General features: G+C 35.3%; 12 protein-coding genes. 1 reads left to right on the top strand and 11 read right to left on the bottom strand.

Annotated features, from left to right (window positions below):
* Window positions 1-918: 918 nt before the first annotated feature.
* Window positions 919-1,329 (top strand): VOC family protein, encoded by a 411-nt coding sequence (locus tag J7604_RS10320; protein ID WP_293895139.1) that lies wholly within the window; start codon window positions 919-921, stop codon window positions 1,327-1,329.
* Between the two features lie 153 nt (window positions 1,330-1,482).
* On the opposite strand, the gene J7604_RS10315 is transcribed toward J7604_RS10320, so the two are convergent.
* The 11 genes from J7604_RS10315 to J7604_RS10265 form a co-directional block, all read right to left on the bottom strand.
* Window positions 1,483-1,902: a cytochrome c gene (locus J7604_RS10315; RefSeq protein ID WP_293895136.1), complete on the bottom strand. Its 420-nt coding sequence runs from the start codon at window positions 1,900-1,902 to the stop codon at window positions 1,483-1,485.
* Window positions 1,903-1,997: 95 nt separating this feature from the next.
* On the bottom strand, window positions 1,998-3,002 hold the full coding sequence (locus J7604_RS10310; RefSeq protein WP_293895133.1) for a glycoside hydrolase family 5 protein: 1,005 nt from the start codon (window positions 3,000-3,002) through the stop codon (window positions 1,998-2,000).
* 227 nt (window positions 3,003-3,229) lie between these two features.
* A complete protein-coding gene (locus J7604_RS10305; protein ID WP_293895130.1) occupies window positions 3,230-3,610 on the bottom strand; it encodes a hypothetical protein in 381 nt (126 codons plus the stop codon).
* An 11-nt stretch (window positions 3,611-3,621) separates the two neighbouring features.
* A complete protein-coding gene (locus tag J7604_RS10300) occupies window positions 3,622-5,574 on the bottom strand; it encodes a PAS domain S-box protein (RefSeq protein ID WP_293895127.1) in 1,953 nt (650 codons plus the stop codon).
* A 266-nt stretch (window positions 5,575-5,840) separates the two neighbouring features.
* On the bottom strand, window positions 5,841-6,239 hold the full coding sequence (locus tag J7604_RS10295) for a hypothetical protein (protein WP_293895124.1): 399 nt from the start codon (window positions 6,237-6,239) through the stop codon (window positions 5,841-5,843).
* Between the two features lie 78 nt (window positions 6,240-6,317).
* Complete coding sequence (locus J7604_RS10290) at window positions 6,318-7,739, bottom strand: ATP-binding protein (protein ID WP_293895121.1); 1,422 nt, start codon at window positions 7,737-7,739, stop codon at window positions 6,318-6,320.
* A gap of 113 nt (window positions 7,740-7,852) precedes the next feature.
* Window positions 7,853-10,612, bottom strand: a complete 2,760-nt coding sequence (locus tag J7604_RS10285; RefSeq protein WP_293895118.1) for a contractile injection system tape measure protein — start codon at window positions 10,610-10,612, stop codon at window positions 7,853-7,855.
* A gap of 6 nt (window positions 10,613-10,618) precedes the next feature.
* Window positions 10,619-13,477: a hypothetical protein gene (locus J7604_RS10280; RefSeq protein ID WP_293895115.1), complete on the bottom strand. Its 2,859-nt coding sequence runs from the start codon at window positions 13,475-13,477 to the stop codon at window positions 10,619-10,621.
* A gap of 6 nt (window positions 13,478-13,483) precedes the next feature.
* The gene (locus tag J7604_RS10275; RefSeq protein WP_293895112.1) at window positions 13,484-13,705 is read right to left on the bottom strand and encodes a hypothetical protein; all 222 of its coding nucleotides are present in this window, start codon (window positions 13,703-13,705) and stop codon (window positions 13,484-13,486) included.
* 12 nt (window positions 13,706-13,717) lie between these two features.
* The gene (locus J7604_RS10270) at window positions 13,718-14,452 is read right to left on the bottom strand and encodes a hypothetical protein (RefSeq protein ID WP_028978416.1); all 735 of its coding nucleotides are present in this window, start codon (window positions 14,450-14,452) and stop codon (window positions 13,718-13,720) included.
* A 32-nt stretch (window positions 14,453-14,484) separates the two neighbouring features.
* On the bottom strand, window positions 14,485-18,234 hold the full coding sequence (locus tag J7604_RS10265; RefSeq protein ID WP_293895108.1) for a baseplate J/gp47 family protein: 3,750 nt from the start codon (window positions 18,232-18,234) through the stop codon (window positions 14,485-14,487).
* Window positions 18,235-18,250: the final 16 nt, after the last annotated feature.

The following is an 18,250-nucleotide window of genomic DNA, read 5'->3' as shown; positions in this document are numbered from 1 at the left end:
GACTCCGGAAAGAGCTCATGCTGAGAGTGGAATATTGAAACGACATTGGAAAAAGAAAAAAGAAATAATAACAGAATAAAGGTTTTTTTAGGCATTTACAGAATGCATAAAAAAACAAATCCGACAAAGGTGTAAACCTATTATCGGATTTAGTTATGCTATCTGACCAGAATAATCCTGGCAGGTTGCTCCTCAGCAGAGCCTGATTCCGCTTCTTCCGGTGATCAAATGTAAAGCGATTTTAGGATTAATAAAAAAATGTAAATTTATAACCGGATTACTAATCTCAACTGTAAACTTTTTTTAGGACGACACACTCCCGGAACTCCTGGGCTTTAGCCTGGGAAGGCCATGCGTAAGCCCGAAGCATTCAGATAAACTTCCGATTCTTCCAGGATACTTCTGGGACATCCGGGAATACTCCTGGAAGGATTTGAAGTACTCCCCGACCATTCCGGTTGCTCCTGAGTGTTCCCAGCTTAAGCAAAATTCGGCCAGGCTAAAGCATCTATTGTCGAGGCTTAAGCCTAACCCGTCCATGCTTACTCCATAATCGTTAGGAAGTGCTCCTGAAACTTCCGGGAGCGTTTCTGGAAGGGAAAAAAGAGTTAATTGATTATAAAATCGATTCCTGGTCCGTGGCCTTTCCCCTGACAGGCCACTCTATATATGCGAACTCTTGTAAAAACTCAGAAGATCATAAATGGTCATCAGCAAACTTTTGCGAAAATAGAATAGATGAATTTAGAATTTTAACTCATTATAGGGAAAGGTTTTAGTGGAAGTATAATTGTGGCCTGTCAGGGGCAGGCCACGGAAGAGAATATTTAGTCTAAAAGAAAAAGAATTTTAAGCTCCTGACATAATGTTGTCATAACGCCAAATTACTTTTACGACTTAACAAAAAATATTTAAAAAATGAATTTATTGTCAATTCGTATTATTACTGCCAACATCGATGGATTAGTAAAATTTTATGAACAAGTTACACAGGTACCTGCGGTGCAATATACCCCAGTCTTTGCTGAATTTAATACACCTACTGCAACACTGGCTATTGGAAGCACCCAAACTCTACAATTGTTTGGAGGAGATCATGTAGCACAGCCAGCCCAAAATCGTAGTGTTATTATCGAATTCAGAGTGGAGGATGTTGACAAAGACTATGAAAGATTAGCAGACTATCTTCAAGACAAAGTCGTACAAAAACCAACGACAATGCCCTGGGGGAATAAATCTCTTTTATTCCGTGACCCTGACGGCAACCTTGTAAACTTATTTACACCAGTAACACCTGAAGCAATAGCAAAATTTGACGGAAAAAAATAAGGACTACCACACTTTGAGTTAGACTGCTCCGCCAATAGATATTGACGGAGTGCGCCTCTCACATCCTATTCCTAAGAATCATGTTTACAGTGGTTCGTTAAACATGAAACTACTTTTTGATAATACTTCTCCTGGCATATAATGTCTTTCTCTCTATTTTGCCGCCCTCACTGCCTTTACCTTTGAAACAGGAACAGCATTGGCTTTATTACCAAAATTACTTCTCACATATGTAAGTACATCGGCAATCTGTTGATCCGTTAACACTGACCCAAATGCAGGCATCGGATTAGAATAATATTCCCCATTAATTTCAATTTCTTCCTCCAGGCCATTCAACAAGATTTTAACTAACTTATCCTGTGGACCTAATACATAAGTTGTTTTCTTTAATGGTGGATTTAATCCAGGAACCCCACTCCCATCTGTCTGGTGGCATGAAAGACAATATTCTTCATAAACCTTTTTACCCCTTAAAGCAGATTGCTGAGTTTCATTTTGACTTACATGATCTGGTAATGTTGCACTAACAACAATCAAGGCCGAAGACAATATCAGTAAAGTTAATTTCATATTAAATATTCAATTTAACTAAAAACAATAAAGCGTAGCCAAATATAAGGCTACGCTTTAACATTATTTGATTAACTCGGGAAAGATTTTGAATGCTATTTTTTCTTTAAAGGAACGATGGGTGTATTTTTCAATATCATCTCATCTCTTACCAGTTGTCCTGAAGGTGTCAGATCTGAGTCTTCCCAGCCTCCTGCGCTAAAACCGCCTGGCTTTAATGCTGAAGCTGTCTCATCTTTGTCAGCAATAGACCAATTGCACCAGCTGATTTTGTATTTATCCATAAAGTCAAACCAAAGCCTTGTCTCTTCAGGATCATAACTTCCATTACCGCTGGCATGACATGTTCCGAATTCGGTGACAAATAATGCAATACCTTTGTCCATCGCTTTTTTTGCCTCATCTCTCAGCCATTGCTTGTGAGAGCCTGCATAGAAGTGAAGAGTGTATGCGGAATTAGTATCTTTAACAGGATCTACAGCTGCCTCGCTCACCATCTGTGACCACTGTCTTGTACCGATTATTACTATATTATCCGGATCATATTGGCGAATACTTTCTATAACAGTTTCAGCATATGGCTTAATGTCTTTTGACCAGCTTACATAATTTAAAGGCTCATTATATATTTCATACAATACATTTGGATACTTACCATATTTCTTAGCCATATCTGCAAAAAATTTCTTTGCCATATCAGGATTGGCATGAGCTTCATGGCTATGATAATCAATGATGACATAAATGCCATTTTTTATCGCGGCATCCACTATAGTCATTACCTTTTCTCTTTCAGATGCTCTGCTGTCTGCATATCCTCCCATATCGACCCCCATCGCTGCTCTGATTACAGTACATTTCCATTTATCCTTAAGGTATTTTACAACAAATGGATTATAATACTGACTCATCCACTGGCTCCAGAAGAGAGACATTCCACGCAATTGAACTGTATCTCCATGTTCTCCTACAATGTAATTGCCCTTTACAGAAAGCTGACCATATTTTTCTACAATATTGCTTTGAGCAAAAAGGCTTGTACTACTAATTAAAAGACAGAAGATACAAGCAATTAAAGCTAATTTTCTTTTTAAGCGCATTTAAATTCTAATTAATAAAGTTTACTTAATCTAAGTTATAAAAATCAGTTTTTATAACTAATCAAAACCTTCTCATTTTTCAAAAGGATTTACATTTTGTAACGGAATAAGACAATTAATATTCCTCCAACTACAGGATTTAAACTCTAATTGTTTTAATCTGAATTAAATAAAAAAGCACAAATGTCTTCTATCCATTTGTGCTTTCCTTTATATTTGGTTGTTAACTAAGCTTTCATCCACTGAGATGCTTTATTAATATCGTCAAAGTATTGTGATACAAAACCAGCATTTTCTACTTTACTCATAATTTCTTCAACACTCATTTGATTAAAAATATCGTCAGAAATAATTACACCCATTTTTTTAATTCCAGTAGACAATGCTTTCGGAAACCACTCTTCATTTGACCATTTCTGATCATCAGGATCAATCGCTCCAAGATTTCTAACATCACCAATCCAATTTTTAGCTTTAGTTGACTTCAACAACTCTAACCCCTGATTTAAACCTTCTCTGAACTCAGAAGAAATAGGAGCAGTGATCCATTCAAGAACTACAGCATCAATTTCTTTATTATAGTTAATTTTTAATACATCATTTTTCATCGCAAAAATTTTTAATCGGTTTGGTTAGTTTTATTTTTTCCTGATAATTTAGACTCCAATGCTGCAATCTTAGCTTTATAGTCATTTTCAGTTTGCTTCGCTTTATCCATAAAGGTTTGCATCATTTTTTTCTGAGCTTCAATCTGATTGTCTGCTCTTTGCTTTTCAAGCTGCCTAACCTCTTCTATTTCTTTTGCCTTTTTAGAAAGCTCCTCCTGAATAGTATGCAATTCTTCCATATTTTGCCTTAACTCCTCTTCCTGAGATTTCATTTGTTCAGCCTGCTGAATCAACTCATCTTCTTGTCTCTTAGAATCTGAAATATCAATAGTTATACCATACACCTTTTGAATTCTTCCATCATGATCCACCACCGGATTATAATATTCCTGAAGCCAGAAATTTTTATTTTCAAGCTTCATTTTTCTTATTTTCACAAAGGATCTACCTTGTTTTAGATTTTGCCACATTACAGTAGCTTCAGCCTTTTCCTCATCGGTCTGACAAAAACTCATATAATTCTGGCCTATTAAATTATTTCCGGGCATACCTAAAACCTTTTCAATCTGATCATTGATTTTGAGCATGTTCCCTTCAATATCATATTCAGCAACAATAGCAAGACTGTCAATAGCTGTAAGCAAACTTTTAGACTCGGCTTCTTTTTGAGCAAGTTCGTCCTGAATTGCTTGCATTTCTTCCATGTTTTGAATTAGCTCTTCTTCCTGAGCCTTCATTTCATCAGCTTTTTCAGATAGTAACAGTTCTTGTCTTTTGGTTTCTGTTATATCTATAGCAATTCCCATGATCCTTATAAGATCGCCGTTCCTGTCATTGATTGGATTATAATATTCCTGCAACCAAACGTCTCCTGATCCAGTCGTCATCTTCCTGAACCTGGTTATTGTTTTACCTTTTCTTAAATCTTCCCACATAGCTTTAGCTTCAACCTTCTCTTCATCGGTCTGACAAAAGGCTAAGTAATTGACTCCTATTAATGCATCTCCTTGAAGTCCTGCAATAGATTTCATTTTTTCATTTACCTTAAGGACATCTCCCTGAAGATTATATTCTACAACAATAGCTATAGAATCAAGTGCTGTCAGCAAGCTTCTGGATTCGGCATCATGCCTTGCCAGTTCTTCCTGGGTAGCATGCATTTCTTCCATATTTTGCCTTAGTTCTTCTTCCTGAGACTTCATCTCTTCGGAAGCTATCTGTGATGCAAGAAGAAGCTTTTGTGTTCTTTCGCTAATTTTTACACTTGAAATGGAAGAAGCTATGCTTTCTCCAAGTTTCTCCAGAAACTCTTTATGATGAGGCTTAAATTCCTTGAAAGAAGCAATCTCAAGCATACCATAAACAACATCATTTACTTTAATAGGAACAATGATGATGGCCCTTGGAAGTGCCTCGCCCAATCCAGAAGTGATACTTAAATAGTTTTCAGGTATTTGTGTTAAATAGGTAGTTTCTTTTTCTAAAAATGATTGTCCAAGAAGGCCTTCTCCTATTTCAACCCTTTTTTGAGCAAACTTTTTCCTGTCATAGGCATAACAGGCCATTAATTCCAGAAACTTATCTTTCTCATCTTCATCGTTCAAAATAAAAAAGCTACCCTGATTTGCATTAAGATAGTTGACCAGATTAGAAATGATATTTTCACTTAATATTTTAATATTTTCATTTTTAGTCCTTAAAATATCGGCGAACTTAGCCAGTCCTTCTGTTACCCAATTTCTATCCCCTTCACGCAATGCAATTACCTGCATTTGCTCCCTCATACTTAACAAAGCATGGATAAGACTTTTTTCATCCTGTCCGTCTCCGCTATATTCAGCATTCAGATCTCCTTTTTCAATAGTTTTTATAAAATCTGTAGCACTGACAATATCTCTATTAAGTTTTTCAATTTGTTCCTGAAGACTTTTTAGGTAATTCCCCTTTACAATTTTGTAGGACATAAACAAAAATTAAGTAATTAATCTTCATCCTATTACGTAAAGGCCATTTGGGGTTTCCTGATATGTAATAAAAAAGTTATTTTTTCACAAAATAGAATACCAGTGCATTTACCACAAAAAGAAAGCATCTGTTATATAATTAATTAAATCTGCTTTGGGATTGAGTTATAAGTGTAATAAGTATCTTTACGAAAAAATAAAAACTTCCTGAAGTAATTTTTAATGGTTATCCAATCACTTCAGGAAATTCAAAATATTCAAGGTTGCTAATCAGCCACTTCTACTGAATATCCTTTATCCCTCAAACAAGAAGCATATAACTCATTAAATTCATTTTTATCTTTTTTGGATTTTTTATGCCCCCGATAAGCTCCTGCTGCCCCTCCTGCAGCAGCCCCGATACCACCATGACCAAAGATACCACCCGCAATACCTCCGGCGGCTGCTCCAGCACCCGTATTCTTTAAGGTCTTATGTTTACTGTGATCAAACTGAGACTCAACATCAGCGTAACAATTTTCTTTGTCTTTACTAATCTGATTTTCAGTTTTATTCTCTGATGAGGTAATTTTTACTTTGTCAGTATTTTTATCCTGGGCAAATCCTGCAAAAGCAGAAAACAATAAGATAACAATCAGGATAAATCCTTTTTTAAAATTATCCATAAATCCTCCTTCTATTTTAATTTTAAAACAATGAAGGAATTACAACAATTCGATTCCTTAAAAAGAAATCAAATCCATTTATAAGGTCTTATTCTCTTTTGAATATTCTATTCTTAATGCTTCAAGTAAGTCCTTGGCAATGATGATTCCATCTCCTCTCTTTTCTGCTCTGATACAGCACAACTTTAAGATATTGGCAATATTGGCTCCAGTGACATCAAACCGTTCAGCAATTTTCTCCATTAATATATCAGGATTATAAGAATACCCCGCTGATAGACTTTTGTACCAAAGGTTCAACCTTTCGTCTTTTGTAGGACGAGGGAAATAGACCTTAGCCTGGAACCTTCTGGTCATTGCAGGATCAAGGTTCTGATCAAAGTTAGTTGCAAGGATAGTCAGACCTGTAAACTGTTCCATGCGTTGAAGCAAATAAGACATCTCCTGATTGGCATACTTGTCATGGGCATCTTTTACCACCCCTCTTTTGCCAAACAATGAATCCGCTTCATCAAAAAACAATATCCAATCTTTCTTCTCAGCCTTGTCAAACAATCGACTTAAGTTCTTTTCAGTTTCCCCTATATATTTTGAAACAACCATTGACAAGTCAATCTGAAAAACTTGCCTGTTGGTCAATTTGCCGATTAAAGAGGCTGCCATAGTTTTACCTGTGCCGGGAGGGCCATAAAATAAAGCAGGAAATCCATCTTTCACTTTGCCTTCAGGTCCTTGTCTTTCAAAAATCTTATCTTTAAAATTCACCCAATCTACAATTAGCTCCAGTCTCTCTCTTGTAAAATGTGAGACAACAAGGTCATCCCATTCATATCTCGATTTAATTAGTTTTGCTGGGAAATTACTATTGAAGGTGGGTAAAGTTTCTCTGTTTCTTGTAAGGTGAGCAACGAACTCAGGAATAAGTTTAAGTTCCAGATTGATTACCCTGTCGCTGTCCGGACCTATTTCTTTAAAAATAATGATCTGTTCTTCAATCAGAATATTTTCTTCTATAAACCGAGTATAGAGCTGTCCTGTAAGCGATGAATTACTCCCTGCAATCAGATATATCAGGGTCTTTAAGGTTGGGAGAAATTGACAACAAAAGTTCTCTGCGATGCCTCCAAACTCATCATATCGCAATCTGAACCCCCTTTCTCTTTCAACCAATTCGGAAAACACTTCCGGATGATATGCAGGAGCCAATGTCATTATGAGTAATATCCTGCCATATGCATCAAGCTCGTATTTCTCAACAAACTTTGCATAAGGAGTTTCTTTATGAACTATAACCGGAGGATTCAGATCCATAGGTAATGAGTTCATCTCTTCATCATCAAAGAAACTGATCCTTTTTTTTATAAGAAACTTCAGCCACTCTAGTTCCCGTTTTAAAACTTCACCATTTTTTCCAATGAGGTCATAATCAATTTTCACTTTGACCTTTTCATTAAAATCATTCACGGGAGTACTCAGAACCTTATTGAAATCTTTTTCCATTTTTAAGCTTAATTCCGCTTTTGTTTGGGCAAGTTGTTAAAGCAAGTCCGACCTTACTTATCTTAATTATTAAATTTAAGCTAAAAATTCTCTAAAAAAAATATTGAATTCTATTACTTCCATTCCACATAAATGATATTATTCATCCATGGCATTTTAATCATTGAAATAGACCATGGAAGTTTTTCTACCAGAATATCATAGGCCTTTTCTTCCACCTTCAATTTCCATCCTTTGGATTCAAGCACAAGTCGACCTTGACGAATCAGGAAGGAAGATCTGAAATTGTCATTACTTGTTTTCTTTAATATAGTCCAATTTTGAATTACCCCTTCCAATAAACCTTCGCAGGTTTCAATCTCCTCCGGAGTAATTTCTATATCGCGCAACAAAGGAGTAGTGAGATCTATCCCACAAACGAGTTTATTCAAAACTAGTTCATGCTCTTCTGCACTAGTGTTTTTATTTACCAGGTATTGCAAAATGTGAGCAGCTTTATGAGATGAATATTCATCTTTAAATGCCTTACCTTCAGTCAGGTTGAGCATCTTAAAAAATCTTGTCAAATAGGGATGGACCAATACAAGTCCTGCATTGCTGATGTATACAGGTTCCCCACTTTCCATTTTTTTATATTCAAGTTTAAGCTCTTTCTGCACCATCCCATTGTCTTCTCCAACCTTTGTTACAGATTTTTGATCTGTATTATCAATGCTCTTATTTTCGCCTCTTATTTCTTTTATAAGCTCTACCAAAGCTCTGTCATGACCTTTGATCAGGCTCTCGACACGTTCCAGCTTCTCACCTTTCAAGGTTTTTAGTGCAGACTTTTGCTCTCTTACAGACAATGATTTAAAATAAGAAACGGCAACCGATGAGTATTTTTCAAAGAACAGAGGAATCAGGCTCTCAAGCTTTACCTCGCTGCTAGTGATATTATTGGAATCCCTTTTCTTTTTGCCTTGAGCACTATCAGTTTCTGTGGTTTTGCCTTTCCTGGTTGGTTTAGGAGATGATTTTTTGAGCAAAACATTTAAATGATAGACTGCACTTTCAGGTGAATTAATCTCTGAAAGTCTTGTTACAAAGTAGGTATCCAAATCCTCATCTGAAGTAGTTCCGGGGCTTTCTTCAACAGGTTGATTCTTCGGACTGCTCTCTGTACTTTTAAACGTCAAATCACCATTATCCAGATCTTTAGATTTTGGAGGCTTACCTTTTCTCGATTGAGCTTCCAGCCTATTGATAAAAGGTCGTAATTCAGCTTCTTGTCTTGCCAATCTGAAAATACTTTTCACCACATCTACAGTAAAGATTTCCATCAATAAAGATATCTTTATATCCTTATCTGAACTCTCGACAACTGCACGTTTAAAAATTGCGGCAAACCATTCCGGATTATTTTCCGCTGTTTTCAAAAGGATGGTCTGAAATGCCTTTAAATCCTTGGTAAAAGGTTTACTATATAATACGGGAATATGACCTATTTCAAAGAATCTTTGAACCAGGTTTTTCTCCTGATCTATTACACTTTGTTCAAATTCAGACTCCGTTTTCTTTAGAATATTTAAAATGATCTGCTTTCTAATTTCTTCGGAAAATAGTTCCAGATATTTTATTGTAGTTGGTTCTTCTAATGTCCAGCCAGCTATTGCAAAGCTCTTCTTTAAAAAATCAGGACTAGAAAAACTAAAGGTTTTTATAATCTTCTCTACTCTTGAAATAATTTCATTCAAAGAGCTTTTCGTAACTGCAAATATCTCGTTTCTTAAAGATAAAAACTTCGTTAAAATAAGCTCATCTTCCTTTTGCTGAAGTGCTCTGTTTCTGCTTTCAAATGAATCTTTCGTAGTTACTGACTCCGGATCTCTATTGTCTCGCTTTTTACTTTCTTCGCTCGTTTTATTCTCTTTATTACCCTTCTCGCCGAAAAGCTTTTCTAGATCATTAGATTCGGATATTTTCTTCTTCAATGTTGAAAAACTATCCTTTAACAAAATAGCTTTTATACTTTCAGTAAACTCTGGTGCGACATGCTTTAATGAATTACTGATGGCATCATCAATAGAATTATAAAAGGCCAGAACTACGTTATAATATTCTGTCTTTGTTTCTTCAGAAACAAAGTTCATGAGATTCTCTGTAAACTGAATAGTCTCAAAATTGACCTTTCGCTCAATAATTACTTCATTCAAAATGAAAGGCCAGACAAGATCTCTGAATTCCGAAAAAGTATTTCTTATGATTGGTTTTCGTTTATATAAAGTGACAATTTCTTTATAAAACCTTTTGAGAAAAACCGGTTCCCCAATCCAAAGCGCTATAATTTTCCACAAAACTTCATCTTCAAATTGGCGAATAAGTCTTGTTGTCAAGACCTCATCAGCAGTAACCTTTTCTATATATTTCTTGATTGTGGGAGGATTATTCTCAATCAGTTCAATCAACAACTTCTTTACAGAATATGAAGTGTATTCCTGATGGATATTCCATGGAAGAAATCCATTTTGAAGAAAGAAATCAAAAATCTGAAGGTCTGAAAGTTCTTTAGATAGAAAAATAACGTTTTCCTGAGTATCGCCGGTAAAATGCCCGGACAATAGTAAGGCTATCTTGTCAGAGAGTTGAGATTTTATTTTGGCATAAATCTCATTCTCATAATTATCAAAAGAAATTTCTCCTAAATCCAGCGTTAATTTATCTGTACTTAGGAGAAATCCTTCAGTAGCTTTGCTTAAAACCTCATCGGTAAGAGCTACTATTTTTTCTTTTATAAAATCCGCAAGGTGAGTCTGAAATTTATAAGCATTTTCTTCAGAATCATAATTAACATCAAAGATATACTTCTGCACAAAGTGCTTACTCTCAGCCATTACGCTTTACTCATTTTTATAAGTCATCAGCAATTCGCTCAACTGATTGCTGTATTCATCAAGTAGATCTTTATCCGGATTCTCTTGACGAAGTTCTTCCATCCAAAGATAATAAACAGTTTCGAACTCCTGCATTTGTGATGGATGAAGCCAGAAGCAGTTGAAAGAAATATTTGCAGGCTTGTTTTCATGGATGGTATCTTCAATGATAGCCCTGAATTCCTTATTGCCGAATCTTGCAGTCCAATTAGGCAAAATTATGCTCGCTCTATAGCTGAAGAAATCTTCCGGAATAATTCTGTCTGTATGAATATTTTTGATATATAAGCCAATCTTTCTCTCAAATGGAGTAATTTCTTCCTGATCTGAGATAAACCTGAACAACCTTTCCATTTTCTCGTGAGTAGCTTCCACAGATATATCTGCTTCCATACTTACAAAATGGTATTTGTCGTCCGGAGTTTTAAAGTGAACTTCAAAGTCCTTATCAACAGTAGTCTCTACAGAATAGTTGGCAAATTCATACAAGTGATTCTTGATATCTTTCAGAATATTATCCCTCTCTCTGAATGAATACTGCTCTGCACTTCTTAAAACAGGTTTTCTATTTTCGTCATAAATCAATACTCCGTGATTCTGATCTTTCAAATCTGGTCTTAACAGGATATGTTCAATTATATGAAGACCTTCACTTTGAATGTTTAGCTTTTTCACATGAGCAATAAGCTCCATAACAGCAGCTATGGCATCTTTTTCATCAACAAAGTTTCCAATGTTCTGCCATTTTTTATTGGCCCCTCTATAAGCTATATAAAAGCTTTCGTCCCCTTCATTGGAGAAGTGTCCAAGCCTGTAATTATTCAAAATAATACCTTCCTTCAGAAATTCAGATGGAATCAATTTACTTTTGACAGGTAAAGTCTGAGACAGAAGTGATTTTCTTTTATTGTCTGAAAAATCTGTAATTACAATTTCGTCAGTATCTATAAAATCGAAATAATCCTCTATATATTCTTCATTCAAACCATTAGGAAACACACCTTCTTTATACCAGGATTCTTTTTCACTATCATCCGCATCGTCATTTAATAATTTAGCTCCAAAACTCCTGTAATGATCCACCAAAGAGTGTGCTTTATATTCAGATACCTGATCAGAATGACTACCACCAAGTCCTAGTAAAATGGAAATTTTAGCTTCCATCCCTGTTATGTTATCTGTATCTACACTCGACTCGAGATAGTTGAAGCCTCTCGCTCTGTTCTTATTAATAGTTGGTAGTGATTTCAAAAGCCTGGTCTTATTCTGAATAAGATGTCTTTCAAATTCACTTTCGTTGAAATAATAATTAAACTGAGAAAGGGAATATTGTGTATACGATTCCCCGTGAATAGCTAGCAAGTAATCAAGAAATCTGTTTCTTCTGTCTGTATAGTTGTCTTTAACTTTTACAAGCTCAGGTAAACCCAGATAATAATTTAATGAAGTAGAAAAATGAAGATCGGTTTCATCAATAAACTCATGTTTCCTTTCTTTAAGTAATGGCTTTACATCCGGCACGGAATCAAGAGTTTGATAAAAATAGGTCTCCTTTAAATCTTCTTTTAATGAGAATAACTTTTTAACATTTGCCAGCTGTGACAGGTAATTGGCAAGTATTTGTTCATAAATTAAAAGAAAACCTTTTAGCTGTTTTGCCTGAGCTTTTCTTTTAGTATCTGCCGAACTAGGCAATCCATACTGCCCAATGCCATAAACAAGAGGAAACTGATTCTGAATAGAAAAATAAGGCTCGACATTCAGTTTTTTTCCTAATGGAATTGAGATAGTTTCTTCGCTTAATCTATAAACCCTTTTATTCGCAGACTGAAGTTCGTTTAGCTTTCTTTTAACTATGTTAAAATCAATAGTTGTATAATTAACTGCTCCTCTGAAAAACTGAATGCTGGAATTTCCCCGAGCATCAGTAAGCATAGTCAAGAGCTTTGGAAGCTCATCTTCGCTTATCTCTATCTGATTTTCGTAAATCTTTTCTCCAACTTTAAGGTGAAGATTCTTTACACTGACAACCCCTGGCACCTGCATGATAAATTTTATCACCTCAGATATAAGTATTTTATTCGACTTAGGTTGTAATTCCGAAGTTTTAATAAAACCATGCTTCAACAAAGGTCCATTGAATATTTCATTTAATGTAAACCCTTCCTGCAACAATTCACTTAAAGAGTAAAACCTTATCTCAGGACTTAAATATTCATCTACTTTAAAGTAAATATATGCAAGTATGCTTTCAAGGTCTCTGATTCCATCTACTTCGATATCTGCATATATACCTACATCAATTTGATCAAGAATTTTAATATGCTCAAGGTCTTCGCAAATGTTTCGATTGTCACAGAAAACCTTTCTGGTCTTTTCAGAAACAGCAAGTCTGTCCTCGTCAGCCTTAATAGCCGGATCTATATCGATAAGAATTTTATAAAGTCCGCGGAAAGAACTGCCATCATCCAGAATCGGCAATACCCAAACATTTTTGAGTTCAAATACTTTATCAAAAATAAGTTTCCTGTAATCATTTAATGTTAATGCATTACAAGGAAGAATTGAATGAGCCTTTAAAAAAGTATCGTCTTCAGGATCGTTGTATAAATGATCCTGTATATCAAACTGAGTGCGATAAGAAAGATCTGTTATTGCATAGCAAAGCAGTTCGAGAATAGTAACACCGGGATCATGCTCATTATAGTCTGTCCAGAAAGCTCCCGTTAGTTTTTGAATTATATTAACACCTTCTGCTCTAAGCAAACCATAATCCAGACCAGGATTGGTTTCCTTCTCAGAAGAAATAAAAGCAGGTTTTTCCATAACCGGTTATTTTAGCAATTGGTCAATATCGAATGAAGCGTCAGAAATGAGCGATTCCGAATTCCCTCTTTTTTTAGATAATTGAGAGTTCGCCTGCTCATTGAGCTTACCTATGAGTTCATAGACTTCAACAAAAGGTAGATTTCCCAATGCCTTGAATATTTTATTGGCTTCATCAATTGATACTGAAAAATTGATATTCCCTGTATTTTCGTTCTCTAATTTCATGATGCAGATAAATTATTTTCCGACACTATTATCCATAAACTGGTCAAACCAAAGTTTGGAAATGAAATATTGAATATAAAACTCTCCATCGTAAGTATTACGAGTTCTCATTTCCAGACTGAAATTATAAGTTGTACCCGTCCAGCGTAACTCAATTCTGTTACTTCTTACTCCATAATAAGCCTGACGGATATCTATCTTATTCTTTGACTTTCCAAAAGCACTCAATGCAAAAGCATGAATAAGCGCATATCTACCCGTTTTCTTTTTTCCGATACCTGCAACTATTTCGAGTGCATGACAACCGTTCAATTCTGTAAGCACAGGATGCCATTTCCCGTCAGCAAGAATTTTTCCTTTGTAAGCATTTCCCTGTCTTCCCGCCATGGCTATAGCGCCATTCACATCCAGTTCAAATTCCGGAGCAGGATTGTTAATACCAACTTTACCAGTGTTAGCCAATGTCAATACACTGTCTCCAACATGGTTATTGAAATTAATATTTCCATTTCCCTGATCAATTTCAAGTCCCCAGGCAGGACTTTTTTCCTCAATACTCTTATAAAAACTGATCAATTTCTTTGACCCGCCGATAGGAGAAAGCATTAAGCCGTCTTCCAACGTCTTAGACATCCCATCGTCAACTTTATTTATCATTGAATCAATAAGGTCAAAGAAGTTACCCTCCGAAGGCAATTGACCTTTCTTGAAAAAGGTTTTTAAAGAATTTCGATTTTGTAAAGACATAAAATGATGTATTCCTTAATAATTTAATGTGTTTATTCTATAATGAAATCATGACCCAGCTCAAGAGAATCAATACCAGCCTGAAGCGACCTTTCTTCATATTTGTCATTTAGTACTGTAATCTGATGTTCTAATGCAGGAACAAGCACTGACCATGGTTTTGTAGCCTGCAAAAAGGATTTGGCTTCTCCATCTCTTGCAGTGTCAATCAGTATCCAATTACCGGCAAAATCACGTGCTGCCTGAACCATCGAGAACTTCGTTATAAAGTCTACATAAGGCAGCGTTCTCATAAAGCTTAGGATATCTGAGGTATTGATTTTTCCACCTAAATGTAATCTTGAATATCCTTCCTCATTGCTTTTGCTAAGGTATTTTTTTAACTCCTCATTCAGCTTTTGAAGGAAAAAGCCATAATTATATCCATCTGTAAATTTAACACCGCAAATAATTTTTATCCTTTCATAATTAGGATTTCTGATCTCTAATTTCACAAATGGACTAACGAATTGCGTTATGTAATTTTTTATCTGGTATAACAACTCACTACTAGCCATTGGCTCATTGCCTTCCAGATTATTACTGTTTTTAAATGGAGAAATCACAAGCAGTACACTTCCCGGCGCATCAAGATTACTGCTTGTCATATTGGGCAAGCATGCAACTTTATATACTGATGGAAATTTCTCAAGAATAATTCTCTCATAATCCCAAGCCATGATGGCTCTGGATTTATGTCTCAAGCGCTCTCCTACTCTTGTATAAAACTCTTTATTACCTTCTTTTGGCAAACCATTATATGACTCTAATGGTTGAATGATCGACTCCACACCTTCAATATTTTCCACAGATCTTTTTACTGTGAATGCAGGCAATGGCTTTTTAAGATGATTGCCATCTAAATCATAAGAATCTGAAAGTGTAGCAGAAATAGCCTGAGTATATACACTTATAGTTTTTGAAGCTACTTCAATATTATTAAGAGCACTTGCCCTTACCCAAAATAAATTAGAATCAAGAATAGTGTTATTCCTGTTTATTTCATAAGGTAAATCGATTTGAATAATACCAGTTTTGATAAAACTGCTTGTATCATCTCTCAGTATTTTTGAAGGCTTCAGTAAATGCCACTTGTTGTTTGCAAGATAGCTCCATTCTATAACCGGAGGATCCTCCTCCGAAGAAATGGTAAATTCATCAAACATCTCAAACAGCATTGAAACTGATTGAGGTGGATTGATATTGGAGAATCCGATTAATAATGATCCATCATGAGCATACTCTGGCAAAAGATAAGTCACTTGAGAAGAATTATCAGGATATACCAACTCCTCACCAAAAGGATGAATATGGTAAATTGCACCTCTTAAATCATTTCCATCTGACCTGTTAGATCTATCTTTTAGAGAAATGACAGAAGCAGAGCTATAATCAAGCGATAAAGATTTAATCTGAGGAGAATATGGAGGATTAGGCATCTTATCCATTTTCTTCTCTACCAGCTGCACCAGACTTGATCTTGAATTTTTAATTGCTGTTTCTGAAAGGACAGCAGGATAAATTGTATGAGCAAACGCAGTTTCCGGCGATGATAGTTCAATTTTCAAAAATCCCCTCTGTGAAGTGCTGGTGTAAAGAGAATTTAACTCTATTCCGGCAAAATCAGGAGATTGTTTGATTCTGTTTATTTCTACAGAATGAATTAATGTTTGTTCATCCAGTTCTGATTTTGCGTTAATTATTTCCCCTATGGGATCACCTTCAGATCTGAATAGTTTAAAGGACTGTTGTTCTTTAGCTGATGGTCTCCACCTTCCATTTTCCAGAATTGAAATTTTGGCTTCAAAAGAAGTATTATCAATATTTATCCCGTAATCTTCATAGTGTCCAAAAAATCCACTTTTATTTCTAGGAAGATCAAACCACTCGATATTGACATTCAAAGAGTCAAGGCTCTTCCTGAAAATCTCATTATTCCCTACAACCAGATAAGAACCAACGTTTGGCATTGGCCCAAATGGGTAAAAAGGATTATCAGGACTTAGCTGCCCCATATTGTTATATAAAACAAGATCCTTTACACCCGTTACATTTACTTTAATATCAACTTCTTCAAGTATAAGATCTTTAAGAAGCGAATAGGGATAAATATAGGTTTCACTGTTTAAGCCAATTTTTATCAGAGGAGCTTTAGATGAAAATATTCCCTTATGAACAGTTGAATTATACTTAACAATAGCAGGATCTGATTCATCAAGATCAAACCTTATGACTAATGAAGAAGAATCAACCTCTCTTGAAATCACGTATTTCCTGACTCTGAACCAACCATCCGGAGCAGTGATGTCCAACTGAAATGCTTCTAAAAAGCTTTTGATGAAAATTTCACTTTCCGTACTTCTTTCAACATGAGCAATGTCTTCAAGCTTCTGAATCAATCCCTGAAACTTTTCTGGAAGAAACTGAAGCTTTAATGAAATTTCTCTATACCCTTCTTTCAAAAACAATACAGGAGATGCAATGACAAAACCTATGTTAGCATTTCCCATTGTTTTCTCCAGCTCTCCTTTTCCATCCTGGCTTTCACCAAATGTTGCAAATGATTTGCGGGGAAAATTATCTTCAGCTTTTCTAGTTAAAGCTTTTATGTCAGAGTCTGCAGCAAGAATATTTTTGAATAATACTTTCTCTACCCCTCTTATATTCAAAGCTTTTTTCTCTATAAAAATTGAACGTAGACGCTCTATTTTGGCCTTATTTACCAGCAATGGATAATCTGCTGTATATAAAACTTCCTTGCCATTATCATCTTCTTTACCAATGAATGCAGTACCTTTTTTAACATGTGCTACGACAGATGTATCATATGTTTTAAAGGAAAGGTAAACTTTATCTTTTATCGCATTTTTAGGTGATTGCTGAAGACCCACATTATAATAAAAATCAAGATGCCGTTTTGAAATATTATTGATTTCACCTTGAGCATGTTGAAATAGTTTTAAGAATGCCAGGAATAAAGAAACCTCCGGATAATGAGTATCTGTTCTGAGTGATTCCTGCAGATAATCTGGCGCCTTTATCTTAAGATATAACAGAGTTTCATAAAATGCCTGGAAGCTTAATTGAAGTTGTTCTGAAATTACTAAACTATTTTCTTTAAATGAACTTATATCCTTTTTCAGGCCATCATCCTGTAATGAATCTTTGATGCCCCATAAATCATCAAATCTATGGTAATTAAAAACCATAGTTTCATCTTGACTTAAAAAGCTATTAAGATTACGCTGTTGTTCAACTAGAATTTTTAAAGACAAGTTCAACTTACTTGAAATAGCACTTGAAATTTCATTTCTGATTTTCAATTCCTCACCAGAAAAAGCCTCAACTGCTTTAAGCCTGCCTAACCAGATTTGGAATCGAAGCGCGAGATCAAAGACCTCTTTAAAGCATTTTTTAAAGTAAAAGAACTTCTTCTCAGGTCTTTTAAAAAGGATTGCTTTATTAAGATTATTCTTAAAGTTAATTTCTATTCCAGATGGATTAGAATCTATAATGGTAGCCAGAATCACTGTTTCGTCCGTCAAAAATTCGGACCAATCACCTTCTACCTTATTTTTTAAATTATAAAAATTAATAAGCCTTGAAAAACCTGAAGAAAACACCAACAGATCTTCAAACGAGCGCTCATCAATCTTCACATAATTAAAATCCAACGCAGGAAACGCCCTGCTTTCCTGTGATGTACCGGCACTTGTAAGTCTTATAAATTTATTACCTTCCATGCTTTGGTTTGGTCAG

It is taken from the genome of Sporocytophaga sp., from assembly GCF_017745095.1.
In the GTDB taxonomy this organism is placed as follows: Bacteria; Bacteroidota; Bacteroidia; order Cytophagales; family Cytophagaceae; genus Sporocytophaga.
This window is presented reverse-complemented; position numbering and strand designations above follow the sequence as displayed.